Here is a 22,927-nt window from a genome sequence, read left to right as displayed (position 1 = left end):
GCTCCATGCCCGCGATCGTCGTCGACCCGTCCGAGGTCGCACGCGCCTACCGCGACGAGGTGCGCGCATCCGTCGCCGCGCTCGCCGACCGCGGCCGCACCCTGCGCGTCGTCGGCATCCTCAGCCAGCACGACGGCCCGGCCGCGACCTACGCCCGCTACGCGGCGAAGGGGTGCGAGGCCGTCGGCATCGCGATGGACGTGCAGCACGTGGGTGCGGACGGCGTCGAGGCCGCCATCGCCGCCGCGAACGCCGACGCGTCGGTCGACGGCATCTTCCTCTACTACCCGCTCATCGACCCGCAGGCCGACCGGTGGCTGCGCGAGCTCGTCGATCCGCGCAAGGACATCGAGGGCATGCACTCCTTCTGGAGCCGCCTGCTGTACGAGAATCGCCGCTTCGTCGACGACGGCGGCCTGCAGCGCGCCATCCTGCCGTGCACGCCGCTGGCGATCCTCAAGCTGCTGCAGCACGCCGGGATGCGCGGCGAGGGCTCCGAGGCTCCCCTCGAGGGCATCACGGCGTGCGTCGTCAACCGGTCGGACATCGTGGGCAGGCCGCTCGCGGCGATGCTCGCGAACGACGGCGCCCGCGTCCACTCGCTCGACGTGCACGGCTCGCTGCTGCTCGAGCCCGCGATCGGCAGGCACACGCACGACGTGCGCGACTCCACGGCGACGCGCGCGGAGGCGCTGGCGCAGGCCGACGTCGTCGTCTCGGCGGTGCCCGCTGCGTCGTTCGCGCCCATCACGGGTGCGGAGCTGAAGCCCGGCGCGCTGCTCGTGAACGTCGCCGAGCGTCGCAACTTCGACGACTCGGCGATGGACGTCGCGTCGGCGTTCGTGCCGCGCGTGGGTCCGCTCACCGTCACGATGGCGACGCGCAACCTCGTGCGCCTCGTCGAGACGCTGCGGGCCTGACCCGTCGGGGCGGCGTCAGGCGGGGGAGTCGACGATGCCGACGAACCTGGAGCCGATGCCCTCGACCTCGGCGCGCACGGTGCCCGCGGCGCGACGCGGCGCCTCCGACGGGTCGTGGCGGTCGCACACGACGGCCGTGAGCTCCGGCCACCACTTCTTCGGCCGCTCCCACTCGACGAGGCCGCAGACGACGCACTCGAGTCGCACCCACACGGGCCGGGCATCGGCGCGACGGTTCGCGCGCGACTGCACGAGCCACGCGGGCGGCTCCGCCTCGAGGGCGGCGAGCTCCGACTCGCGCAGCGAGGAGGGGATGCCGTGCCGCTGCGCCATCTCGAGGGGGATGTCGAGTCGGATGGCCGCCTCGCGTCGCGTGAACATCCCTCCAGCGTAGGCGGGTCGCTCGTGCGCGCCCTGCCTGCCGCGGGCGGCGACCCGCCGAACCGGCACGTGGGCGGGTCCTCGCGCGCACGGAGCGCCTCAGGGGTCGCTCACGTGTCGGTTCGGCACGGTGGCGCCGTGGCGCCGGCCTGCCTCACGCCGCCGAGGAGCGGGCGGCGACGAGATCCGGGTGGTGGATGGCGGCGACGTCGGGGTGCGCCCGCAGTCGCGACTTCAGCGCGTTGTCGCCGTAGGTCGCGTGGATGGGGTTGCCGGGGTCCTGGGAGACGCCGCGGGCCACGGCGGCGAGCTCGGGCGGCAGCTCGAGCACCGGCACCTGCGCGTCGAGCGACGGGTTGAGGAAGAAGGGGATCGAGACGCGATCGCTGCCGGACGGTGGCGAGAGCACGCGGTGGCGAGTCGCCTGCAGGTAGCCGCCGGTGGCGTGCTCGAGCAGCTCGCCGATGTTCACGACGAACGCGCCGTCGATGGGCGGCGCATCCACCCACTCCCCGTCGATCTCGACCTGCAGGCCGTCCTTGCCGGGCTCGACCCAGAGCAGCGTGAGCACGCCGGAGTCCTTGTGCGCGCCGACGCCCTGGCCGGCGCGGCGGGCGTCGGAGCCCGGGTAGCGCACGATCTTGATGAGCGTCGAGGGCGCGGCGAACGATGCGTCGAACACGTCGGCGGGCGCGCCGAGCGAGCGTGCCCACGCCGCGAGCAGTCGCTGGCCGACCTCGGTCAGCCGGTCATGCCACTCGGTGACGACGACGGCGAGCTCCGGCAGCGCGGCGGGCCAGAGGTTGGGGCCCTGCAGTCGCCAGTAGTCGGCGTCGTCGCGGTCGGTGGCGGGCCGCTCGGGGCCGATGTCGATCTGCTCGCGCCAGTCGACCTTGCCCTCGGTGCGCTCGCCGCCGACGCGCGTGTAGCCGCGGAAGTGCGGACTGGCGAGGTTCTCGATGCTGCGCTTGTCGTCGTCGGGCAGGGCGAAGAAGGCTCTCGCGAGCCCGTGGACGCGACTCTGCAGGTCGGGGTCGATGCCGTGGCCGACGAGGTAGAGGAACCCCACCTCGCGTGCCGCCTCGCGCAGCCGCGTGCGGAACGACGCGGCCGATGCCTCGCCGCGGTCGAGGTCGGTCAGGTCGAGGACGGGAAGGTTCGCCATGTCGGGCACGGTATCCGCGTCCCCCGACGCCGGCCAGGGAATCGCGTCACATGACGACCCGGGGGAGGAGCCTCCCGTCGGAGCACGCAGGGGCCTCCCGAGGGCGGACGCCGTCGCGTGGGCCGCTGGCTACGCTTTCGCCATGCCCGCCCGCCCGACGCGACTCGCGACCGTCGGCGCCGCCGTCTCCGTCGTGCTCGTGACGGGGGCGACGCTCGCGCGCCTCACGATCGCGCCGCGGGCCGGCCGAGCGTGGCAGCACGAGGGCCTCGACCTCGTCACGGCGCCCCTCGCGGTCGTCGCGGTCGTCGCAGGCCTCGTCGCATGCGCCGCCCTCCTCGTCGTCGACCGCCGGCCGCGCGCGGGCATGGCGATCGTCGCGGTCGCCGCGACCGCCACCTGGATGCTCGTGCCGTGGCCGCCGCCGGTGGCGGCGGTGCCGTACGCGATCGCGATCGTGCTCGCCGTGCGCCGAGGCGCCGCGACGTGGGCGGTGGGCAGCATCGTCGGCTCCCTCACCGTCACGGTCGTCGTCATCGCGCTCACGGGGCTGTCGCGCGGGTGGGTCGTCGGCACGATCGCGACGTGCGTCGCGCTCACGATCGTGCTGGTCGTGTCGGCCACGCGCCGCGCGCGCCGCGAGCAGGCGCGCATCGCCGCCGAGCAGGCCGACGAGCGGGCGCGCACGCGCCACGCTCGGGAGCGCGAGGACATGGCGCGCGAGCTGCACGACGTGCTCGCCCACTCGCTGTCGTCGATCTCGGTGCAGGCGAACGTGGCGCTGCACCTCGCCGACCGCGAGCCGGGTCGCGCGACCGAGGCGCTCGCGACCATCCGCGACACGAGCAGGCAGGCGCTCGACGACGTGCGTCACATGCTCGGCGTGCTGCGCGGCGACGCCGACGGCCCGCTCGTGCCCGAGGCGAGCCTCGACGCGCTGCCCGCGATCGTCGCAGGGGCGGAGGCGATGGGCGTGCTCGCGACGCTCGACGACGCCCTGCATCCCCGGCCGGCGACGGCGATCCAGTCGGCCATCGTGCGCATCGTGCGCGAGGCCCTCACGAACGCGGCACGCCACGCGCCCGGCGCGCACGTGCGCGTCGCCCTCGTGCGCGACGACGGGCGCGCGACGGTGCGGGTCGTCGACGACGGCCCCGCCGCAGCCGCAGCCGCGACGCCGGGGGCCGGCACGGGCATCCTCGGCATGCGCGAACGGGTGGCGCTGCTGGGCGGCACGCTCGAGGCTGGCAGCCACGGCGCCGGCTTCGCGGTCGTCGCGACGTTCCCGGAGGCCACGTGATCACGGTCGCGGTCGTCGACGACCAGGCGCTCATCCGCGCCGGCCTCCACGCGCTCGTCGACTCCGAGGACGACATGCGCGTCGTCGGCGAGGCGGCCACGGGCGAGGCCGCCGTCGCGCTCGTGCGCGCCGAGCGTCCGGACGTCGTGCTCATGGACGTGCGCATGCCGGGCGGCGACGGGCTGTGGGCGACGCGGCAGATCGTCGCCGACCCGGGCCTGGCAGGCACGCGTGTCGTCGTCGTCACGACGTTCGAGCTCGACGAGCTCGTCGGCGATGCGATCGTCGCAGGCGCGAGCGGCTACGTCGTGAAGGATGCCGACCCCGTCGACCTGCTGCGTGCAGTGCGCGTCGCAGCGGCAGGCGACGCGCTGCTGAGCCCCAGCGTGACCCGCAGGCTGCTCGACCGCGTCGCCGAGGGCATCCGCCCCGTCGACGACGCCGTGCTCGCCGTCCTCACCGACCGGGAGCGCGAGGTGCTCGCGCTCGTGGGCGAGGGCCTGACGAACGACGAGGTCGCGCGGCGCCTCGTGCTGAGCCCGCTCACGACGAAGACGCACGTGTCGCGCATGATGGGCAAGCTGGGCGCGCGCGACCGCGTGCGGCTCGTCGTGCTCGCCTACGAGACGGGGCTCGTGCGTCCGGGGTGGTCGCAGGGCTGACGCCCCGAGGCGCATCCCACGGGAGGTGCGAGGTGCATCCCGTCGCGGGACGCGGCAGGGGGCCGCGACGCGGGAGGTTCGACGTGCGGCCGCAATGGCCGTCTCGTCAGGAGGACGCCATGCTCACCACCATCACCCACGCTGCGGCCCCGGCCGCGCCCGCATTCGCCGAGCACGCGACCCGGTGGGGGCCGGGCGGCGGAGGAGGGCTCTGGCCGCTCGCGATCCTCGGTCCGCTCCTGTGGATCGCGCTCATCGTCACGCTCGTGCTGCTGCTCCGGCGATCGATGCAGCGTCGCCCGTTCGTGCATGCGGCAGCCGCGGGGGAGTCGGCGCTCGCCACCCGCTTCGCGAACGGCGACGTCGACGAGACCGAGTACCGGTCGCGGCTGGCGGTGCTGCGCTCCGAGCGCGGCGGGCGCTCCGCGTAGCGGGTCCCGCGGGGCCGGGCGCCGCCTCGCGGCGGCGCCCGGCACGGCACGGCTACGCGGACGCGGCCGCCGCGTTGCGCGCGGCGATGCGGCGCACGAGCCACATGACGAACGCCACCTCGACGGCGGGCATCGCGTCGGGCGCGTGCAGCTCGGGCTTGTACGACCAGAACGACGACGATCGCACCGAGCCCACCTCGGCGCCGCCTGCGCGTGGCTGCGGCATGCGCTCCCGCGTAGCGTGGTGGGAGCGAAGGGGGATTCGATGACGCAGCCACGCATGCCGATCCGGCGAGCGCTCGCCAGGATGTACTGGCGGTGCAGCAGATGGACGCTCGTGCGCGAGAGCCCCGCGGTCACCGGCCCACGGCTCGTGATCGGTGCCCCGCACACGTCGAACTGGGACTTCGTGCTCATGCTCGCGATCGCGTGGGAGCACGGCATCAGCCCCCGGTTCCTCGGCAAGCATCAGCTCTTCCGCGGCCCCGGCGGCTGGGTCATGCGCCGCCTCGGCGGCATCCCCGTCGACCGCAGCGACCCGTCGCGCATCGTCGACGAGGTCGTCGCGCTCATCGCCAGCGGCGAGGAGATCCAGCTCGTCGTGACGCCGGAGGGCACGCGCGGCGCGGGCACGCACTGGCGCAGCGGCTTCCACCGCATCGCGGTGGCGACGGGCCTGCCCGTGACGCTCGGGTTCCCGGATGCGACGACGATGACGGCGGGTCTCGGCCCGACGGTGCGCATGACGGGCGACGTCTCGGCCGACATGGACGTCATCCGCGCGTTCTACGCCGACAAGGCCGGCGTGCGCCCCGAGCTGCGCACGGAGCCTCGCCTGAGCATCGAGGACGCGATCTCGGCCGACGACGCCGCCTGAGGCCCGCATGCGCCTCCTCGCGCTCGCCTCGAGCCGCTTCGGGCGATCCGCAGGGGAGCACGACGCGCATCCGGCGACGATCGACGTGAGCGTCTCGGGCGTCGTCCTGCCGAGCGAGCGAGGCTAGGGGAGGCGACGGAAGCGCGGTCCCGTCCAGCCATCGCGCTCGACGTGCTCGGTGAACATCGCCAGCGGTCGCACCCAGTGCGCGCCGTCGCCGTATCCCTGTCGGTAGACGACGAGCCGCTCGCCGGTCTCGCTGTGCGTCGCGACGGCGACGACCTCGTAGCTCGCGCCCTTGTGGTGCTCGTACCAGCCGGGCGTCACGTCGTCGGTCACGACTGGCATCCTGCCAGTCGTGCCAGCGTGGCCCTGCGCGGCGCGCACGCGCGACGGGCAGCGCCCGCGGGCATGAGCGAACCCCCGCGATGTAGAAGCTACGCGGGGGTTCAGCAGCGGTGTAATCTCCGCTGCGTGGCTCCGACGGGCGTCGATCCCGTGACCTCACGATTTTCAGTCGTGCGCTCTACCAACTGAGCTACAGAGCCGAGGAGCACTTCCGTGGTCCTAGCGAGAACCCCTCGCTCTCGCGAGGGGCCCACCGCGACCCTGACGGGACTTGAACCCGCGACCTCCGCCGTGACAGGGCGGCGCGCTAACCAGACTGCGCTACAGGGCCTTGCGTCATCGATCCAGTGACCCCAACGGGATTCGAACCCGTGCTGTCGCCGTGAAAGGGCGATGTCCTAGGCCGCTAGACGATGGGGCCATGCGTCCAGGACTCATGGCTACCGAGCGATGACTCTACACAGGCGATCGGCGCACGCGCAAACTGAGCCCGATCGAACGGTCTCCGGCGTGTCGAGGCGGGCGTCGCCGGCCACTCGCCGCAGGCCTCCTGCGTGTCGCATCCTCGGCCGTGCCACCATGGACCCCGCCGGTTCGCCCGCTCCATCGCGGTCGATGCTGCCGGCCTGGGCGCGCATCCTTGACTCTCAACCTTCGGTTGATAGTCTGGCGCGACCCGCACCATCTCCATCTCGTGGCGAGGCCCCCCACATGCACAGCAGCGCGCATCCGTCGCGTCGGTCGTTGCGCTCCCGCGCCGGCCTCGTGGCAGCGACGGCGATCGCAGCGCTGGCGATCACGATCGTCACCCCGGGCAGTCCCGCGCAGGCCGAGGACGCCTGGGGCTTCCCGACGTGGGGAGAGGTCGAGGCCGCGCGAGGCGACGTCGCATCGCAGCAGACGCAGATCGCCGAGATCCGCGACCTCATCTCGCGACTCGAGACGGAGCAGGCGGCTGCCGAGCAGCTCGCCAACACCCGAGCGCAGGAGGCCGCTGCCGCCCAGGAGCGCTTCGACGAGGCTGCGTACACGTCGGACCAGCTGCAGGCGCAGGCCGACGCGGCCCAGCGCGTCGCCGAGCAGTCGCAGCTCGCGGCATCGCAGCTCGCGGCGCAGCTCGCCCGCACCGGCGGCACCGGCGACCTGAGCGTCGAGCTCTTCGCGAACCCCGGCAGCGCCGACGAGTGGCTGTACCGCCTGAGCCTGCTCGACAGCGCGGCCTCGTCGGCCGACACGCTGTACACGCAGGCGCAGCAGGATGCGAACACCGCGCAGTCGCTGCAGGATCAGGCAGGCGTCGCCCGCGACGAGCGGGCCAGGCTCAGCGACGAGGCGAACACGGCGCTCGACGCCGCGACGGCCGCGGCTGCGGAGGCCGCTGCTGCCGTCGACCGCACGAACGCGCACAAGGCCGAGCTCGAGGCGCAGCTGAGCGTGCTCGAGGAGAACCGCGCCGCGACCGAGGCCGACTACAACGCCGGCCAGGCCTGGTACGCGTACCTCGCCGAGCAGGAGCGCCTCCGTCAGGAGGAGGAGCGCAGGCAGCGCGAGGCCGCGGCAGCGCAGGCAGCAGCGGCGCAGGCGCAGGCGCAGGCCGCGGCTGCGGCTGCGGCAGCGGCTGCGAACCAGGGCGGCTCGAGCAGCGGCGGCGGTGGCGGCAGCAGCGGCGGCGGTGGCGGCGGAGGCGGCGGCTACGCGGGCCCCGGCGTCTCCGGCAGCGGTTGGACGTCGCCGCACTACGGTCGCATCTCGTCTGGCTTCGGCTGGCGCACCGACCCCGTCTCCGGCTCGTTCTCGAAGCTCCACGCTGGCCTCGACATCGTCGCGGGCTGCGGCACGCCGATCTACGCGGCAGCAGGCGGCACCGTCGCCGTGCGCGGGCAGGACACCTACGGCGCGAACATGATCTGGATCGACCACGGCGGTGGCGTGCAGACGCGGTACTACCACATGGCCGCGCCGTCGCCGCTGGGCTACGGGCAGTCCGTCGCGGCCGGCCAGGTCGTCGGCTACGAGGGCTCGACCGGCTGGTCGACCGGCTGCCACCTGCACTTCGAGGTGCGCATCAACGGCGTGGCGCAGGACCCGCTGCCGTTCCTGCGGGCACGCGGCGCGAACCTCTGATCCGCACCCGCTGACACGACGAGGGCGGCGCATCCGATGGATGCGCCGCCCTCGTGGCGTTCGGGGTGCGTCAGTCGCGGCCGGGCTGCGGGGCCTCGACGGCGCCGTCGTCGCCCGCGTGGTCGGACGACTGGAACGCGTCGAAGCCGGCCTGCACCGTCGCCTCCGCGGCCTCGCGGCCCTCCCAGCCTCCGAGCTTCGCCCACTTGCCGGGCTCGAGGTCCTTGTAGTGCGTGAAGAAGTGCTCGATCTCGTCGCGCGTCTGCTTCGGCACGTCCTCGATGTCCTGGATGTGCGCCCAGCGGGGGTCCTTCTCGAGCACGCAGATGACCTTGGTGTCGATGCCGCCGTCGTCCTCCATGTTCAGCTGGCCCACGGGGCGCACCTTCACGAACACCCCGGGCGGCACCGAGTACTCGAGCAGCACGAGCGCGTCGACGGGGTCGCCGTCGAGGCCGAGGGTGCGGTCGAAGAACCCGTAGTCGGTGGGGTAGACGAAGGTCGTGAAGAGCACGCGGTCGAGGAAGACCCTGCCCGTCTCGTGGTCGACCTCGTACTTGTTGCGGCTCCCCTTGGGGATCTCGATGACGACGTCGTACGCGGCCACGGGCGCTCCTGTCTCACGGTTCGGAATCGGCAATAAGATCATGGCATGCCCTCCTTCGACGACCGCCGTCCACGGCTGACGCCCGCGGTCGCCGACACGCGCCGCGCCGTGCGCGAGTCGCTCGCAGGCATCGACGAGGGCTCCCTCGTGCTCGTGGCGCTCTCCGGCGGCCCCGACTCCCTCGCCCTCGCAGCGGCGACGGCGTTCGAGGGTCCGCGCGCCGGCATGCGCGTCGGCGGCGTCGTCGTCGACCACGGGCTGCAGGAGGGCTCGGAGCAGGTCGCCGAGACCGCGGCGCAGCAGGCGCGCGACCTGGGGCTCGACCCCGTGCTCGTGCGGCGCGTGACGGTCGATGGCCACGGCGGGCCGGAGGCGGCTGCGCGGCAGGCCAGGTACGCTGCGCTGCTCAAGGCGCGCGCGGAGGTCGACGCGGCGACGGTGCTGCTCGGCCACACGCTCGACGACCAGGCCGAGACGGTGCTCATCGGCCTCGCGCGCGGCTCGGGCCCGGAGAGCCTGTGGGGCATGCACCCCGCCATCGGCTTCCTCCGCCGCCCGTTCCTCACGGTGCGCCGCGCCGACACGAAGGCCGCGTGCGGCGACCAGGGCCTCGTGCCGTGGAGCGACCCGCACAACCACGACGACCGGTTCCTGCGCGCGCGCGTTCGCGACCGGGTGCTGCCGATCCTCGATCAGGAGCTCGGCGGCGGCGTCGTCGAGGCGCTCACGCGCACGGCCGACCAGCTGCGCGAGGACGCCGAGGCGCTCGCGCACTTCGCGCAGGAGCAGATCGGCGACCTCGTCGAGCACGCCGAGGGCGGGCTGTCGCTGCACGCGGGCGCGCTCGCGGCGAACCCGCCTGCGCTGCGCCAGCGCATCATCCGCCTCGCGGTGCAGAGCGAGTTCCACGTGTCGCTCTCGCGCCAGCAGACCCTCGAGGTCTCGCGGCTGGTGACCGACTGGCACGGCCAGGGCCCCATCCACCTGCCAGGCATCCGCGTCGCGCGCGAGGGCTCGCTGCTGCTGCTCACCGCAGCCTGACCCGGGCTCCGACGCGCGACGAGGCGCTGCGCCGTACGTCGTCCTCGTGATGCGACGGCGAAGTGTGACCTTCCGTCCGTGCCGGACATGACGGGATGGAGGCAGCATCCTCCGTCGTCCCGCACCACCTCGGAGAGGACCCGCCCGTGACCCGCTCGGCCCCGATGCTCGGCATCGCCGCAGCCCTCCTCGTCGCCCTCGTCGGCTGCGCTCCGTCTGTCGACGAGGGTGCGTCCGATGCGTCCGATGCCCCGTCGCCGAGCGCCTCGGCGTCGCCGGAGCCGACCGTGGAGCCGGGGCCGGAGGAGAGCGCTGCGCCGGCGCCCGAGCCCGCGGGCCCGACGGCCGACTGGGCACGGGAGGATCTCGGCTGGGTCAGCATCCCGCTGCCGACGGGATGGACCGTCGACCAGTGGAGCGAGAGCCACTGGGTGGTGATGGACGACCGCGGCCTGAAGATGGTGAGTCTCGACCTCGTGGCCACCGGCGGACAGACCCAGGTGGATGCCGCCTCGTGCGCGCCAGGCGATGCCTACCACCGCGAGCTGCTCGAGGCGCTGCCGTACGACGGCGGCGACACGGCGACGGCGGCCGCGTGGAGCGCGTCGAGCGCCGAGATGGTCGTGGCGACGACGGTCCTCGAGGCGCTTGCGCCCGTTGGCGACACCTCGTGGTTGCTGGGGATGGGGCTGACGACCGCCGAGATCCTCGAGAGCCCCTGCTCGTGGTTCTTCGCGGCCGACCTCGCCGATGGCGCCTCGACGCTCGTGTACGTCGTCCCGGACCCGGCCTACGGCCTCACGTTCGAGACGCGAGAGGCGGCGCTCGCCTATCTCGACAGCGCCGAGCACCAGACGCTCGCCGACCTGCTGCTGGGTCTCCGATTCCCATGACGGGGCCGCTTCGTCGACCCGCGCGACGACACCTCCGCGCACCCATGGTGGACGCCACGCGCCGCGCCGCCCGGCCCCTCGCGCTCGGAGGCGCGCTCGCTCTGGCTCTCGTCGGATGCGTGAGCCAGGGACCGGCTGACACGGCGGAGACGCCCGTGCCCTCGAGCGCGCCCTCGAGCGCGCCCTCGACCGCGTCACCGACGCAGACCACCTCGACCCCCGCGCCGAGCGAGGACGCCGACGGGATCGACACGAGCGAGTGGGTCGCGTACACGTCGCCGGAGGGCGATCTCACCTTCCGCCACCCGGCGGACTGGACGCTCGCGACGACCCGCTCCGAGCCGATCGAGGCCGCAGGGCCGACGGGCAACCGATCGCTCGACGCCGTCGAGCTCACCGCGCCGAACGGCCAGCTGCTGCTGAGCTCGTACGACTTCGTCGACATCGGCGGCGCGTGCCGCGAGGTGTTCCCGGTCGAGGTGCTGGCGAGCGAGCCATCGGCGGTCGGCCCCGTCGCGCAGGAGCCGCCGGCGGTCATCGCGACCGTCGCGCTCGGCACGGCCGACGGGCGCTGGCGGTTCGGCATGGGCATCGCGAGCGCGGACGCGCTGCCGTCCGCAGGTCAGCAGGGCTGCGCGCAGTACTTCACCTTCGGCACGAGCGACGGCGGCACCTCGATGGGCACGCACTTCCAGATGGTCTCGGGCGGGGACGATCCGCTGTGGACCGTCGACACGCTCGACGATGCCCAGGCCTACATGGAGACCGACGAGTACGCCACGATGCTCGAGATCCTCCGATCGGTGGAGACCTCGTGACGCGGGCAGATCGCTTCCGGCTGCTCGCCAGCGCGATCGCGGTCCTCGCGCTCGCCGGCTGCGCGTCGCCGCAGCCGGAGCCGACCCAGGCGCCCGCCACCTCCGCGAGCCCGAGCGCGACGCCGAGCGCCAGCCCGAGCGCCGAGCCGAGCCCGACGGAGGAGCCGTGGCAGACCGTCACCGCGGAGGACGGCGCGACCTGGCAGATGCCCGCCGACTGGACGACGGCGGATGCGAGCATCGAGAACGTCGTCGGTCGCATCCTGCAGGTCGACGTGCGCGACGCCGAGGGCATGACGGTGCTGTCGTACGTCCACGACCTCGGCGGCGCCGGCGGGCTCGGCGGCGCGTGCGAGACGTTCCCGGTCGTCGAGGCGTTCGCGACCGAGCCGTCAGAGGCGGGCTTCGCACCGCTCGGCGACGAGGCCTTCGTCGACGCCGCCTACGCGATCGAGCAGCCCGACGGATCCGTGTCGCTCACGATCGGCGTCGTTCCCGACACCGTGCTCGACGCGTCGCTGCCCGCGTGCCTCGTGTACAACATCGGCCAGCACCCTGGCGACGGCCGGACGGTGTCGTTCGCGACGGCCTTCCAGTCCGGCGTCGCCGCCGTGGCCGGCGGCCCCGATGAGCGGTGGACCCACGCATCGTTCGACGACGCCGAGGCGTTCGTCGAGTCGGAGCTCGGGCAGGAGCTGCTGCAGGTCGTGGCGTCGCTGCGACTGCAGCCGTGACCGAGCGCCTACGGTGGGCGCATGACTCGCATCCTCGGCGTCGTGCTCGGCGTGATCCTCATCGCGGCAGGCAGCCTGTTCTTCCTGCAGGGGATCGGCCTCGTCGCCGGCTCCTCGATGACCGGCACGACCACCTGGACCGTGCTCGGGCCGATCATCGCGATCGTCGGCCTCGTGGTGCTCCTCGTGACGCTGCGCCGCACCCGGAGACGGTAGGCGCCATGCTTCGCATCGCGACCCTCGCCGCCGCCGCGCTCGTGCTCGTGATCGCAGGCTGCGCGACCTCGAGCGAGCCGTCGACGTCGGGGACGCCCTCGCCGTCGCCGTCCGCGAGCCCGTCGACCTCGGCCCCTCCGACGGACCCTCCGACGGCGGAGGCGTCCGAGCCCGCCGACGCGACCGCCGGCTGGGTGCGGGAGGATCTCGGCTGGGCGAGCATCCCGCTGCCGGAGGGCTGGACGCTCGAGCAGCGCGGCCCTGCCGAGTGGATGGTCGTGAGCGACGGTGGGCTCGACATGGTGAGCGTCTTCCGCGTGCCGGAGGGGCAGTACGCGCAGGACCTCGCATGCCTGCCGGAGGACCTGCCCGCGTTCGAGGCCGTCGAGACGCTGCCGTTCGCAGGTGCCGAGGGGGCGACGGCCCAGGCGTGGGCGGCGGCGGGCACGGTCGTCGAGGTCGGCACGACGGTGCGGGAGCTCGAGATCGGCTTCGACGGCGACGTCGCCTACGCGGTGCAGATGGGCATCGCAGAGGCGCAGATGCTCGGCGCCGAGTCGTGCGAGCCGTTCTTCGCCGTGCTGCCTGCAGACGGCATCCCCACCGGCGTCTTCGTCGTCGAGGATCCCGCAGGCGGCCTGACGTTCGACACGCGCGATGCGGCCCTCGCGTACCTCGAGACCGCCGAGCACCAGACCCTCACGGACCTGCTGCAGGGCATCCGCATCCGCTGACGACGCCGGGGCGCACGCCGCCCGCATCCCGGCGGCCGAGCGACCAGCACGCCGCCGGTAGGTTGGGAGACCCGAGTCGACCGACGAGCGCCAGGAGCCGAGCCCATGGACCTGAAGGACATCGAGCAGGACCTCGCAGGCGTCCTCCACACCGAGGCCGAGCTGCACGCTCGCCTCGACGAGCTCGCTCGCGAGATCGAGCGCGACTACGAGGGCAGGTCGATCCTGCTCGTCGGCGTGCTGCGCGGCGCCGTCATGGTCATGGCCGACCTGTCTCGCGCGCTCAAGCGCGACGTCGAGATGGACTGGATGGCCGTGTCGTCGTACGGCTCCGGCACCACCTCGAGCGGCGTCGTGCGCATCCTCAAGGACCTCGACACCGACATCAGCGGCCGCGACGTGCTCATCGTCGAGGACATCATCGACTCCGGCCTCACCCTGTCGTGGCTGCAGGCGAACCTGCGCTCGCGCGGCGCCGCCTCGGTCGAGATCTGCACGATGCTGCGCAAGCCCGATGCGCTGAAGGTCGAGGTCGACGTGCGCTACTGCGGCTTCGACATCCCCAACGACTTCGTCATCGGCTACGGCCTCGACTACGCCGAGCGCTACCGCAACCTGCGAGGGGTCGCCGTGCTCGCCCCGCACGTGTACGCGCCGGCCGACGACGCCTGAGCGCCGCCGGGCACCACCCCCGAGCGGCCGCGCACCGCGCGCACGCCCATCCATCGCCCGCCCACAGCGAACAGCGCAGGGATGCCCTGCGACGCCCGGGTAGCCTGGTCGGCACCGACGTGACGCAAGGACTCCCTTGAACTTCAAGAAGCTGCTGCGCGGCCCCATCCCGTGGGTCGTGCTCGCCCTCATCATCGGCGTGTTCGCCTTCTCACTCTTCACCAGCGAGACGTTCCGCGACGTCACGACCGACGAGGGCATCGAGCTCATCGAGTCCGGTGCGGTCCAGCAGGCCGAGATCATCGACGGCGAGCAGCGCGTCACCCTCGTGCTCTCGGAGACTGACGACGACCTCGGCACCGACCGCGTGCAGTTCGAGTACGTCCTGCAGCGCGGCGAGGCGATCGTCGCCGCGATCGACGACGCCGACCTGCCGGACGGCTTCGACGACCGCGTGCCGCAGGGCAACTGGTTCCTGTCGATCCTCGGCATCCTGCTGCCCGTGCTGCTGCTGGGCGCCCTGTTCTACTTCCTCATGACGCGCATGGCCGGTGGCGGCAACGGCGTCATGAAGTTCGGCAAGTCGAAGGCCCAGATGGTCTCGAAGGACATGCCGCAGGTGAAGTTCACCGACGTGGCGGGCGCCGACGAGGCGGTCGAGGAGCTCGCGGAGATCAAGGAGTTCCTGCAGGACCCCGCGAAGTTCCAGGCCGTCGGCGCCCGCATCCCGAAGGGCGTGCTGCTCTACGGCCCTCCCGGCACGGGCAAGACGCTGCTCGCGCGCGCCGTGGCAGGCGAGGCGGCCGTGCCGTTCTACTCGATCTCGGGCTCCGACTTCGTCGAGATGTTCGTGGGCGTCGGCGCGAGCCGCGTGCGCGACCTGTTCGAGCAGGCGAAGCAGAACGCGCCCGCGATCATCTTCATCGACGAGATCGACGCCGTCGGCCGCCACCGCGGTGCCGGCATGGGCGGCGGGCACGACGAGCGCGAGCAGACGCTCAACCAGATGCTCGTCGAGATGGACGGCTTCGACGTCACGGCGAACGTCATCCTCATCGCAGCGACGAACCGCCCCGACATCCTCGACCCCGCGCTGCTGCGCCCCGGTCGCTTCGACAGGCAGATCGGCGTCGACGCCCCCGACATGAAGGGGCGCGAGACGATCCTGCGCGTGCACTCGAAGGGCAAGCCGATGGCCGACGACGTCGACCTCGGGGTGCTGGCCCGCAAGACGCCGGGCTTCACGGGCGCCGACCTCGCGAACGTGCTCAACGAGGCCGCGCTGCTCACGGCCCGCACGAACCAGAAGCACCTCACGAACGAGTCGCTCGACGAGGCCGTCGATCGCGTCATGGCCGGCCCGCAGCGCCGCACGCGCGTCATGAACGACAAGGAGCGTCTCATCACGGCGTACCACGAGGGCGGTCACGCGCTCGCGGCGGCGGCGATGAACCACTCCGACCCGGTCACGAAGGTCACGATCCTGCCGCGCGGTCGCGCCCTCGGCTACACGATGGTCATGCCGATCAACGACAAGTACTCCGTGACGAGGAACGAGCTGCTCGACCAGCTCACGTACGCCATGGGCGGGCGCGTCGCGGAGGAGATCGTCTTCCACGACCCGACGACGGGTGCCTCGAACGACATCGAGAAGGCGTCGGGCATCGCGCGCAAGATGGTCACCGAGTACGGCATGACGGCGTCGCTGGGCGCCGTGAAGCTCGGCGGCGGCAGCGGCGAGGTCTTCATGGGTCGCGACATGGGCCACGGACGTGACTACTCCGAGGACGTCGCGCGCGAGATCGACGGCGCCGTGCGCGCGCTCATCGAGCAGGCGCACGACGAGGCGTGGACGGTGCTGAACGCGAACCGCGTCGTGCTCGACCGACTCGCGACCGACCTCATGGAGAAGGAGACGCTCGACCACCTGCAGCTGGCCGAGATCTTCGCCGACGTGCAGAAGCTCACGCCGCGTCAGCAGTGGCTCTCGAGCGACGCCCGCCCGGTGAGCGACCAGCCGCCGATCTCGCTGCCCGTGTCGCAGCAGGTCGACGAGGCGGTCGACGTCGACGTCGAGGATCCGGCTGCGGAAGGCCAGAGCGGGGCCTGACGATGGCGGTGGATCGGGCGCGCGTCGCGGCTGCGGTCGGCGAGCTGCTCGCCGCCATCGGCGACGATCCGACGCGGTCGGGGCTCGCCGAGACGCCCCGCCGCGTCGCGGAGGCGTACGCCGAGTACTTCGCGGGCGTCGGCGTCGACGCCGCCGAGCACCTGGTCGACTCGACGAGCCTCGACGGCGAGACGGGCGAGCTCGTGCTGCTGCGCGACATCGAGCTGCGCTCGATCTGCGAGCACCACCTGCTGCCGTTCACGGGCGTCGCGCACGTGGCGTACCTGCCGGGCGAGCGCATCGTCGGCCTCGGCCGCATCCCCGCCGTCGTCGACACCGTCGCCGCACGCCCGCAGATCCAGGAGCGGCTCACCGACGAGGTGGCCGACGCGCTCGTGCGCGGCCTCGCGCCACGCGGCGTGCTCGTGGTCATCGAGGCGTCGCACGGCTGCGTCACCGCACGCGGTGCCAGGCAGGCGCGCTCCTCGACCGTCACGATGGCGAGCCGCGGCGTGCTCGCCGAGCCGCTGGAGCGCGCCGAGATCATGGCGCTCATCGGGGAGTCGCGGTGACCCGCATCCTCGGCGTCCTCAACGTCACGCCCGACTCGTTCAGCGACGGCGGCCGGTTCGAGGATGCGGGTGCTGCGATCGCGCACGCGCGGCGGCTGCGGCTGCAGGGCGCCGACGTCGTCGACGTCGGCGGCGAGTCGACGCGACCGGGTGCGACGCCCGTGGCCGTCGAGGCCGAGCTCGCCCGCATCCTGCCGGTCGTGGAGGCGCTGTCGCGCGAGGGCGTCACGGTGTCGATCGACACGATGCACGCCCAGACGGCGCGTGCTGCGGTCGAGGCGGGGGCGACGATCGTCAACGACGTCTCCGGCGGGCTCGCCGACGCGCGCATGGCAGAGGTCGTCGCGGGCCTCGGCGTCACGTACGTGCTCACGCACTGGCGTGGCCACGATCTCGCGCTCGGCACGACGTACGCCGACGTCGTCGCCGACGTGCGCGACGAGCTGTCGGCACGCGTCGACGCGGTGGTCGCGGCGGGCGTCGACCCGTCGCGCATCGTGCTCGACCCCGGCCTCGGCTTCTCGAAGGGGGCGGACGACAACTGGAGGCTCGTCGCGGGCCTCGACCGCATCGTCGACCTCGGGCTGCCGGTGCTCGTGGGCGCGAGCCGCAAGCGATTCCTCGGCGCGCTGCTGCCGGACGGGTCGCCGATGGATGCGCGCGACCACGGCACGGCGGCGCTGTCGGTGCTCGCCGCCCAGGCGGGCGCGTGGGGCGTGCGCGTGCACGACGTCGTCTCGACCAGGCGCGTGCTCGACGTGCTGCGTGCCGTCGAGCGGGTCGCACCCGCGTCGACGACGACGCTCGCGCCCGTCGAGGGCGTGGCGGATCGCATCGCGCTGCGCGGCCTCGTCGCGTTCGCGCATCACGGCGTCTTCGACCACGAGCGTCGCGACGGGCAGCGGTTCGTCGTCGACCTCGATGCGACCGTCGACCTTGCGGCGGCGGCGCGCGGCGACGAGCTCGCGCGCACCGTGCACTACGGCGAGCTCGCCGACGCGGTCGTCGCGGCGGTCGAGCGCGACCCCGTCGATCTCATCGAGACGGTCGCCGAGCGCGTCGCGGGCGTCGCATTGGGGTTCGCGGGCGTCGAGCGCGTGCGCGTGACGATCCACAAGCCCGACGCGCCCATCGCGGTGCCGTTCGACGACGTCGCCGTCGTCATCGAGCGCAGGCGCCGATGATGCTGCGCGAGGCCGAGGCCGTGCTGTCGATCGGCGCGAACCTCGGCGATCGCGCCGCCCGCGTCCGCCAGGCGATCGACCTGCTCGACGAGCTCGACGGCATCCGCGTCGTGTCGCGCTCGCGGCTGTGGGAGTCGCCTGCGTGGAAGCCGGACGGCGCCGGCGACGCGCCCGACTACCTCAACGCCGTCGCCGTCGTGCGAACGGTGCTCGAGCCGCTCGACCTCCTCGACGCGGTGCACGCCATCGAGGATGCCCTCGGTCGCGTGCGCGTCGAACGCTACGGCGACCGCACGATCGACGTCGACGTCGTCGTCTACGACCGCGTCGTCTCCGACGACCCGCGCCTCACGCTGCCGCATCCGCGCGCGCACGAGCGGCAGTTCGTGCTGCAGCCGTGGCTCGAGGTGCAGCCTGACGCCGACCTGCCAGGGCACGGCGGCATCGCAGAGCTCGCCGAGTACGCGCACGGTGACGTGTGGCCCTACCGGGGCGCAGACGCATGAGCCGCACCTCGCCGGTGACGCTCGTGCTCACCGCCCTCGTCGCCGCGACGGTCGGCTTCCTCGTCGACACCGCGCTCGTCGGCTCCGGCAGGCCCGTGCTGCCGATGCCGCCGACGGTGGGGCTCGTGCTGGCGGTGGTGGGCGTCGTGCTCGTCGTCTTCGCGTGGCCCGTGCGACGCATGGTGCGCGGCGGACGGCCCGTCGGGTTCCGGCACGCGACGAGCGCGCTCGCGCTCGCGAAGGCGTCGTCGCTCGTCGCCGCGGTCGCCGGCGGCTTGGGTGCCGGGGCGCTGCTGTTCCTGCTCACGCGCACCGTCGTCCCTGGCCAGATCGTCACGACGGGGCTCGTGACGGTCGGCGGTGCGCTCCTGCTGCTCGTCGCAGCGCTGCTGGCGGAGTCGTGGTGCGCGCTGCCTCCCGACGACGAGGGCGCCTCGCCCGCCTGACGGGCATCGCCGGTCCGCGCTCGCCCGCCAGGCGGAGGCGCTGGTCCGCCGGTCGAGGGAACCGGCGTCCAGCCGTGGCACCTAGCCTGGAGGCATGGAACGCATCGACCTCGCAGGCGACTGGCGACGCGTGAGCCCGCGGTACGCGTGGGCGGAGCTGTGGACCACGGCGATCTGGGGCGTCATCATGGCGGCAGCCGTCGGCGTGTTCCTGTGGTTCGTGAGCGACTGGGCGCGATGGATCGTCGTGCTCATCGGCGCGGGCATCCTCGTGCTCATGCTGCTCATGGGCCTGCTCGGGTTCCTCCGCGTGCGCACCATCGGCTTCGCGATGCGCGACGACGACCTGCTCGTGCGGCGCGGCATGCTGTTCCGCCGGTTCGTGAGCGTGCCGTACGGCCGCATGCAGGTCGTCGACATCACGCAGGGCCCCGTGGAGCGGATGCTCGACCTGCGGACCCTGAAGTTCGTGACCGCTGCGGCGACGAGCGCCGTGACGATCCCGGGGCTGCCCGGCTCCGACGCGGAGGTGCTGCGCGACGAGCTCGTCGCCGTCGCCGAGTCGCGTCGGGCGGGACTGTGACCGACGAGCGGTCGCCGCAGCCCGGCGAGGCTGTGCCGACCCCGACGCCGGCCCCGGCTCCTGGTCACGCCGACGCGCCGCAGCCGGCCGCAGGCGAGCCGCAGCAGCCCTTCGGCGCGCAGCCGGCGGCCGCGGTGCTCGCGCCCGCTGGCGACCAGCCGCCGGAGGCGGCGCAGGAGCGCGCGCTGTCGCTCGTCGATGGCGACTGGCACCGCCTGCACCCTGCGACGCCCCTGCTGCGCGGTGGCCTCGCCGTCATCGTCGTCGGCGCGATCCTGCTGAACTCGCTGCGCGACCGCATCGTCGCGTTCTTCCTGCCGTCGGATCTCGACTACGACGGCGACGGGCCCGATGCCATCGAGGCCGCGCAGCGGCTCGCCGCCGAGGGCACGCTCATCTGGGTGCTCGCCGCGTTCGTCGGCGTCCTCGCCGTGGTCGTCGTGGGGTTCTGGCTCGCATGGCGCGTGCACCGCTTCCGCATCACGGGCGACGTCGTCGAGGTCCGCCAGGGCATCCTGTTCCGCTCGCATCGCCGCGCGCCGCTCGCGCGCATCCAGGGCGTCAACGTCGAGAAGCCGTGGTTCGCGCGTCTCTTCGGCGCGTGCAAGCTCGAGATCCAGTCGGCGGGTGCCGACGCGAACGTCGAGCTCGCATATCTGTCGAACGCCGTCGCGGATGCGCTGCGCTACGAGATCCTCGCGCGCGCCGCGGGCCGCGACGTGCAGCAGCATCAGCAGCAGGACGGCACCCGCACGCAACGCGTCGTCGCCGACTTCCTCAACCCCGACGCGGAGCTCGCGGGCGTCGAGTCGGGGTCGCTCGTGCGGCTCAAGCCCTCGACGGTCATCCTGTCGTCGCTGCTCGACCTGGGGCTCGTGATCGGCGTGCTCGTGGCGGTCGCGGCGGTCGTCGTCATGATCGTGCTCGACATCCCGTGGCTGCTGTTCTCGCTCATCCCGGCGATCTTCTCGATCGTGAGCATCACGGTGCGCACGCTGTCGCAGAAGCTGCGGTACTCCATCGCGCAGACGCCCGATGGCATCCGCCTCGCGTACGGGCTGCTGTCGACGACGACGGAGGTGCTGCCAGCCGGGCGCATCTTCTCGATCTCGGTGAGCCAGCCGCTGCTGTGGCGGCCCATGGGGTGGTGGAAGGTCTCCTTCACGCGGGCGACGAAGTCGACGGATGCCTCCTCCGGCCAGCAGCGGCAGTACGCGAACCAGCTGCTGCCCGTGGGCACGCGTGCCGAGGTCGACCTCGTGCTCGGGCTCGTGCTGCCGGCGCTGCGCGGCTCCGCCGTGCTCGACGCAGGCCTCGTGGGACGAGGCGACCGGGACGCAGACGTCGAATCGGATGCCGTGGCGGCGGGCGTCGGCGCTCCCGCGGACGCCGCGGCACCGCTCGAGCACGCGGGCGTCCCCTCGCCCGTCGGCGACGGCTACGTCACGACCCCGCGGTCGGCGCGCATCCTGCGACCGTGGTCGTGGCGCCGCAACGGGATCGCGTTCTCCGACGACGCCGTGCTGCTGCGCAAGGGACGCATCTGGCGCTCGCTCGCGATCGTGCCGCTCGCGCGCACGCAGTCGTTCGCGATGCATCAGGGGCCCCTCGAAGGCGCGCTCGGCGTCGCGCACGTGGCGGTCCACGTCGTCGGCAGCGTGCTGTCGCCGACGATCGGCGCGCTCGCCGTCGACGACGTGCAGCGTGCCTTCGAGCGAGCGCGCGAGGTCGTGCCCGCGGCGATCGGGGCCGACACCACCGAGACGTGGCGCGTGCGCACGCCTGCGGCCGAGCCCGTGGATGCGCAGGCGCCCGCCGCGGTGTCGAGTACGGTCGATGGGTCGACCTCAGGACCCGTCGACGGCATGGAGCAGCAGCACGTGAGCACGCGACCGGATGCGGCGCCCGCAGCGGGCTGGGCGCACGACGGCGCCGTCGCGCCCGCGCAGGACGCGCAGGCCGAGCGCCCCGACGAGCAGCGCCCGTGAGGCCGGCTCGTCTCGGCGTCGGCATCGTCGGCGCCGGCAGCGTCGGGCCCGTGCTCGGCGCGGCGCTCGCTGGCGCGGGGCACGCGCTCGTCGGCATCTCGGGCGGCGGCGACCGCGTCGAGGCCATGCTGCCGGGGCTGCCCGTGCTCGACGTGCCGACGATCGTGGAGCGCGCAGAGCTCGTGATCCTCGCCGTCCCCACCGATCAGCTCGCGGGCCTCGTCGAGGGCCTCGCCGCCACGGGGGCGTGGCAGCCGGGGCAGCTCGTCGTGCACACGGCAGCCGAGCACGGCGTGGAGGTGCTCGAGCCAGCGCGGGCCGCGGGCGCCATCCCGCTCGCGATCCATCCGGCGATGGCGTTCACGGGCACGACCCTCGACCTGGCGCGCCTGCGCGAGGCGGTGTGCGCCGTGACGGCGCCCGCGCCCGTGCTGCCGATCGCGCAGGCGCTCGTGGTCGAGCTGGGCGCGGAGCCCATGGTCGTCGCCGAGGCCGATCGCGCCGACTACGCGGCCGCGGTGGCGCTCGCGGCCGACGTGGGCGAGCGCGTCGTCGTCGACGCGCTCGAGCGGCTCGCGGCGATCGGCGTCGAACGGCCCGTGCGGCTGCTGGGGCCCATCGTGCGGTCGAGCGTCGAGCGTGCGCTGTCGCGTGCGCCGTCGCATCCCGAGACCGACGTCATCGACGACGAGGAGGCAACCGAGTGGACACGCTGACCACGATCGCCGAGGTGCGTGCTGCCGTCGCGGCGGCCAGGGGCCGTGGCGAGCGCGTGGCGCTCGTGCCGACGATGGGGGCGCTGCATGACGGGCACCTCGCGCTCGTCGACGCCGCCCACGAGCACGCCGACCTCGTGATCGTGTCGATCTTCGTCAACCCCATGCAGTTCGGCCCGAGCGAGGATCTCGCCAGGTATCCGCGCGACCTCGACGCCGATCGCGCCCGCCTCGCCGAGGCTGGCGTCGCGGCCGTGTTCGCGCCGACGGTCGACGTCATGTACCCAAGCGGCCAGACGTCGCCGACGATCGTCACCGCCGGCCACCTCGGCATGGTGCTCGAGGGGCGCAGCCGGCCCGGCCACTACGACGGCGTGCTCACCGTCGTGTCGAAGCTGCTGCACATCGTGGGGCCCGACGTGGCCGCGTTCGGCGAGAAGGATGCGCAGCAGCTGTTCCTCGTGCGCCGCATGGCGACCGACCTCGACATGCCCGTGGAGATCCTCGGCGTGCCGACGGTGCGCGACGCCGACGGCCTGGCCCTCTCGAGCCGCAACCGCTTCCTCTCCGCCCACGACCGACGCACGGCGCTGCACATCTCGCGAGCGCTCGAGGCGGCAGGCTCGTCTGCCGACCGCGGCGTCGAGACGATGCTCGCGGCAGCGCAGGGCGTGCTGCAGTCCGACACGGGGGTGCAGCTCGACTACCTCGCGATCGTCGACCCCACGTCGTTCCGCATGGTCGGCGACGACCACCGCGGGCCGGTGCAGGTGCTCATCGCGGCCCGCGTCGGTGCCGTGCGGCTCATCGACAACGCGACGTACGCCATCCCCTGACCCACGCGTGTGAGGATCTCGGTCGCTCGCGAGGTCGCGAGCGGCCGAGCTCATCCTCCTGGC

27 protein-coding genes and 3 tRNA genes are annotated in these 22,927 nt (G+C 73.3%); 22 read left to right on the top strand and 8 right to left on the bottom strand.

All coding sequences use genetic code 11. The features are described 5' to 3' along the window. The first annotated feature begins 5 nt into the window (after positions 1-5). A complete protein-coding gene (locus ACZ6H8_RS01150) occupies positions 6-920 on the top strand; it encodes a bifunctional methylenetetrahydrofolate dehydrogenase/methenyltetrahydrofolate cyclohydrolase (protein ID WP_464143567.1) in 915 nt (304 codons plus the stop codon). Between the two features lie 15 nt (positions 921-935). On the opposite strand, the gene ACZ6H8_RS01145 is transcribed toward ACZ6H8_RS01150, so the two are convergent. Together ACZ6H8_RS01145 and ACZ6H8_RS01140 are read right to left on the bottom strand one after the other, a co-directional pair. Further along, entirely contained in the window at positions 936-1,301 is a 366-nt protein-coding gene (locus ACZ6H8_RS01145) for a hypothetical protein (protein WP_464143565.1), read from the bottom strand. Between the two features lie 154 nt (positions 1,302-1,455). Beyond that, a complete protein-coding gene (locus ACZ6H8_RS01140; RefSeq protein WP_464143564.1) occupies positions 1,456-2,466 on the bottom strand; it encodes an isopenicillin N synthase family dioxygenase in 1,011 nt (336 codons plus the stop codon). Positions 2,467-2,608: 142 nt separating this feature from the next. On the opposite strand from ACZ6H8_RS01140, the gene ACZ6H8_RS01135 reads away from it, so the two are divergent. The 3 genes from ACZ6H8_RS01135 to ACZ6H8_RS01125 all read left to right on the top strand — a co-directional run bounded on the left by ACZ6H8_RS01135 (position 2,609) and on the right by ACZ6H8_RS01125 (position 4,859). Further along, positions 2,609-3,766 (top strand): sensor histidine kinase, encoded by a 1,158-nt coding sequence (locus tag ACZ6H8_RS01135; protein WP_464143562.1) that lies wholly within the window; start codon positions 2,609-2,611, stop codon positions 3,764-3,766. Next, a complete protein-coding gene (locus tag ACZ6H8_RS01130) occupies positions 3,763-4,428 on the top strand; it encodes a response regulator (RefSeq protein WP_464143560.1) in 666 nt (221 codons plus the stop codon). Before ACZ6H8_RS01135 ends, ACZ6H8_RS01130 begins: the two co-directional genes overlap by 4 nt. Before the next feature lie 119 nt (positions 4,429-4,547). Next, positions 4,548-4,859 (top strand): SHOCT domain-containing protein, encoded by a 312-nt coding sequence (locus ACZ6H8_RS01125; protein ID WP_464143559.1) that lies wholly within the window; start codon positions 4,548-4,550, stop codon positions 4,857-4,859. A 52-nt stretch (positions 4,860-4,911) separates the two neighbouring features. Here ACZ6H8_RS01125 and ACZ6H8_RS01120 read toward each other — a convergent pair whose 3' ends face one another. Then, positions 4,912-5,085 (bottom strand): hypothetical protein, encoded by a 174-nt coding sequence (locus ACZ6H8_RS01120; protein WP_464143557.1) that lies wholly within the window; start codon positions 5,083-5,085, stop codon positions 4,912-4,914. Between the two features lie 39 nt (positions 5,086-5,124). Here ACZ6H8_RS01120 and ACZ6H8_RS01115 point away from each other — a divergent pair, with 39 nt between their 5' ends. After that, entirely contained in the window at positions 5,125-5,736 is a 612-nt protein-coding gene (locus ACZ6H8_RS01115) for a 1-acyl-sn-glycerol-3-phosphate acyltransferase (RefSeq protein WP_464143555.1), read from the top strand. Between the two features lie 123 nt (positions 5,737-5,859). On the opposite strand, the gene ACZ6H8_RS01110 is transcribed toward ACZ6H8_RS01115, so the two are convergent. The 4 genes from ACZ6H8_RS01110 to ACZ6H8_RS01095 form a co-directional block, all read right to left on the bottom strand. Then, positions 5,860-6,075: a DUF1653 domain-containing protein gene (locus tag ACZ6H8_RS01110; protein WP_464143554.1), complete on the bottom strand. Its 216-nt coding sequence runs from the start codon at positions 6,073-6,075 to the stop codon at positions 5,860-5,862. 136 nt (positions 6,076-6,211) lie between these two features. After that, a tRNA-Phe gene (locus tag ACZ6H8_RS01105) sits at positions 6,212-6,284 on the bottom strand. 56 nt (positions 6,285-6,340) lie between these two features. After that, positions 6,341-6,415 (bottom strand) — tRNA-Asp (locus tag ACZ6H8_RS01100). A gap of 17 nt (positions 6,416-6,432) precedes the next feature. Beyond that, positions 6,433-6,505, bottom strand: a tRNA-Glu gene (locus tag ACZ6H8_RS01095). 290 nt (positions 6,506-6,795) lie between these two features. On the opposite strand from ACZ6H8_RS01095, the gene ACZ6H8_RS01090 reads away from it, so the two are divergent. Further along, complete coding sequence (locus tag ACZ6H8_RS01090; protein WP_464143552.1) at positions 6,796-8,208, top strand: peptidoglycan DD-metalloendopeptidase family protein; 1,413 nt, start codon at positions 6,796-6,798, stop codon at positions 8,206-8,208. 70 nt (positions 8,209-8,278) lie between these two features. On the opposite strand, the gene ACZ6H8_RS01085 is transcribed toward ACZ6H8_RS01090, so the two are convergent. Then, positions 8,279-8,815 carry an inorganic diphosphatase gene (locus ACZ6H8_RS01085; RefSeq protein WP_464143550.1) on the bottom strand — a complete coding sequence of 179 codons (537 nt, stop codon included), beginning with the start codon at positions 8,813-8,815 and terminating at the stop codon, positions 8,279-8,281. A 45-nt stretch (positions 8,816-8,860) separates the two neighbouring features. On the opposite strand from ACZ6H8_RS01085, the gene tilS reads away from it, so the two are divergent. The 16 genes from tilS to panC all read left to right on the top strand — a co-directional run bounded on the left by tilS (position 8,861) and on the right by panC (position 22,864). Further along, positions 8,861-9,856 carry a tRNA lysidine(34) synthetase TilS gene (tilS, locus tag ACZ6H8_RS01080; RefSeq protein ID WP_464143548.1) on the top strand — a complete coding sequence of 332 codons (996 nt, stop codon included), beginning with the start codon at positions 8,861-8,863 and terminating at the stop codon, positions 9,854-9,856. Between the two features lie 146 nt (positions 9,857-10,002). After that, entirely contained in the window at positions 10,003-10,749 is a 747-nt protein-coding gene (locus ACZ6H8_RS01075; RefSeq protein ID WP_464143546.1) for a hypothetical protein, read from the top strand. 119 nt (positions 10,750-10,868) lie between these two features. After that, entirely contained in the window at positions 10,869-11,567 is a 699-nt protein-coding gene (locus tag ACZ6H8_RS01070; RefSeq protein WP_464143545.1) for a hypothetical protein, read from the top strand. Then, positions 11,564-12,301, top strand: coding sequence for a hypothetical protein (locus ACZ6H8_RS01065; protein WP_464143543.1), 738 nt, complete (start codon positions 11,564-11,566; stop codon positions 12,299-12,301). Before ACZ6H8_RS01070 ends, ACZ6H8_RS01065 begins: the two co-directional genes overlap by 4 nt. Before the next feature lie 21 nt (positions 12,302-12,322). After that, positions 12,323-12,517: a hypothetical protein gene (locus tag ACZ6H8_RS01060; RefSeq protein WP_464143542.1), complete on the top strand. Its 195-nt coding sequence runs from the start codon at positions 12,323-12,325 to the stop codon at positions 12,515-12,517. Positions 12,518-12,522: 5 nt separating this feature from the next. Then, the gene (locus tag ACZ6H8_RS01055; protein WP_464143540.1) at positions 12,523-13,251 is read left to right on the top strand and encodes a hypothetical protein; all 729 of its coding nucleotides are present in this window, start codon (positions 12,523-12,525) and stop codon (positions 13,249-13,251) included. A gap of 105 nt (positions 13,252-13,356) precedes the next feature. Further along, positions 13,357-13,923 carry a hypoxanthine phosphoribosyltransferase gene (gene hpt, locus ACZ6H8_RS01050; protein WP_464143538.1) on the top strand — a complete coding sequence of 189 codons (567 nt, stop codon included), beginning with the start codon at positions 13,357-13,359 and terminating at the stop codon, positions 13,921-13,923. A 136-nt stretch (positions 13,924-14,059) separates the two neighbouring features. Continuing rightward, the gene (ftsH, locus tag ACZ6H8_RS01045; RefSeq protein WP_464143536.1) at positions 14,060-16,033 is read left to right on the top strand and encodes an ATP-dependent zinc metalloprotease FtsH; all 1,974 of its coding nucleotides are present in this window, start codon (positions 14,060-14,062) and stop codon (positions 16,031-16,033) included. 2 nt (positions 16,034-16,035) lie between these two features. After that, complete coding sequence (gene folE, locus ACZ6H8_RS01040) at positions 16,036-16,605, top strand: GTP cyclohydrolase I FolE (RefSeq protein WP_464143534.1); 570 nt, start codon at positions 16,036-16,038, stop codon at positions 16,603-16,605. Next, entirely contained in the window at positions 16,602-17,789 is a 1,188-nt protein-coding gene (folP, locus tag ACZ6H8_RS01035; RefSeq protein WP_464143532.1) for a dihydropteroate synthase, read from the top strand. Before folE ends, folP begins: the two co-directional genes overlap by 4 nt. Continuing rightward, positions 17,786-18,295: a 2-amino-4-hydroxy-6-hydroxymethyldihydropteridine diphosphokinase gene (gene folK, locus ACZ6H8_RS01030; protein ID WP_464143530.1), complete on the top strand. Its 510-nt coding sequence runs from the start codon at positions 17,786-17,788 to the stop codon at positions 18,293-18,295. Before folP ends, folK begins: the two co-directional genes overlap by 4 nt. After that, positions 18,292-18,741 carry a DUF3180 family protein gene (locus tag ACZ6H8_RS01025; protein WP_464143529.1) on the top strand — a complete coding sequence of 150 codons (450 nt, stop codon included), beginning with the start codon at positions 18,292-18,294 and terminating at the stop codon, positions 18,739-18,741. Before folK ends, ACZ6H8_RS01025 begins: the two co-directional genes overlap by 4 nt. Before the next feature lie 94 nt (positions 18,742-18,835). Next, positions 18,836-19,324 carry a PH domain-containing protein gene (locus ACZ6H8_RS01020; protein ID WP_464143527.1) on the top strand — a complete coding sequence of 163 codons (489 nt, stop codon included), beginning with the start codon at positions 18,836-18,838 and terminating at the stop codon, positions 19,322-19,324. Further along, positions 19,321-21,312, top strand: a complete 1,992-nt coding sequence (locus ACZ6H8_RS01015) for a PH domain-containing protein (protein WP_464143525.1) — start codon at positions 19,321-19,323, stop codon at positions 21,310-21,312. The genes ACZ6H8_RS01020 and ACZ6H8_RS01015 overlap by 4 nt, the downstream gene beginning before the upstream one ends. Next, entirely contained in the window at positions 21,309-22,028 is a 720-nt protein-coding gene (locus tag ACZ6H8_RS01010; protein ID WP_464143524.1) for a DUF2520 domain-containing protein, read from the top strand. Before ACZ6H8_RS01015 ends, ACZ6H8_RS01010 begins: the two co-directional genes overlap by 4 nt. Then, entirely contained in the window at positions 22,025-22,864 is an 840-nt protein-coding gene (gene panC, locus ACZ6H8_RS01005) for a pantoate--beta-alanine ligase (RefSeq protein ID WP_464143727.1), read from the top strand. Before ACZ6H8_RS01010 ends, panC begins: the two co-directional genes overlap by 4 nt. Positions 22,865-22,927 lie beyond the last annotated feature (63 nt).

Source organism: Agrococcus sp. AC640b, from assembly GCF_979255995.1.
This window is presented reverse-complemented; position numbering and strand designations above follow the sequence as displayed.

Coding starts and splice junctions, on each gene's coding strand:
- ACZ6H8_RS01020 (WP_464143527.1), top strand. CDS start 18,836: ATGGAACGCATCGACCTCGCAGGCGACTGGCGACGCGTGAGCCCGCGG.
- hpt (WP_464143538.1), top strand. CDS start 13,357: ATGGACCTGAAGGACATCGAGCAGGACCTCGCAGGCGTCCTCCACACC.
- ACZ6H8_RS01055 (WP_464143540.1), top strand. CDS start 12,523: ATGCTTCGCATCGCGACCCTCGCCGCCGCCGCGCTCGTGCTCGTGATC.
- ACZ6H8_RS01120 (WP_464143557.1), bottom strand. CDS start 5,085: ATGCCGCAGCCACGCGCAGGCGGCGCCGAGGTGGGCTCGGTGCGATCG.
- folK (WP_464143530.1), top strand. CDS start 17,786: ATGATGCTGCGCGAGGCCGAGGCCGTGCTGTCGATCGGCGCGAACCTC.
- ACZ6H8_RS01060 (WP_464143542.1), top strand. CDS start 12,323: ATGACTCGCATCCTCGGCGTCGTGCTCGGCGTGATCCTCATCGCGGCA.
- ACZ6H8_RS01125 (WP_464143559.1), top strand. CDS start 4,548: ATGCTCACCACCATCACCCACGCTGCGGCCCCGGCCGCGCCCGCATTC.
- folE (WP_464143534.1), top strand. CDS start 16,036: ATGGCGGTGGATCGGGCGCGCGTCGCGGCTGCGGTCGGCGAGCTGCTC.
- ACZ6H8_RS01140 (WP_464143564.1), bottom strand. CDS start 2,466: ATGGCGAACCTTCCCGTCCTCGACCTGACCGACCTCGACCGCGGCGAG.
- ACZ6H8_RS01135 (WP_464143562.1), top strand. CDS start 2,609: ATGCCCGCCCGCCCGACGCGACTCGCGACCGTCGGCGCCGCCGTCTCC.
- ACZ6H8_RS01150 (WP_464143567.1), top strand. CDS start 6: ATGCCCGCGATCGTCGTCGACCCGTCCGAGGTCGCACGCGCCTACCGC.
- tilS (WP_464143548.1), top strand. CDS start 8,861: ATGCCCTCCTTCGACGACCGCCGTCCACGGCTGACGCCCGCGGTCGCC.
- ACZ6H8_RS01115 (WP_464143555.1), top strand. CDS start 5,125: ATGACGCAGCCACGCATGCCGATCCGGCGAGCGCTCGCCAGGATGTAC.
- ACZ6H8_RS01145 (WP_464143565.1), bottom strand. CDS start 1,301: ATGTTCACGCGACGCGAGGCGGCCATCCGACTCGACATCCCCCTCGAG.
- ACZ6H8_RS01025 (WP_464143529.1), top strand. CDS start 18,292: ATGAGCCGCACCTCGCCGGTGACGCTCGTGCTCACCGCCCTCGTCGCC.
- ACZ6H8_RS01090 (WP_464143552.1), top strand. CDS start 6,796: ATGCACAGCAGCGCGCATCCGTCGCGTCGGTCGTTGCGCTCCCGCGCC.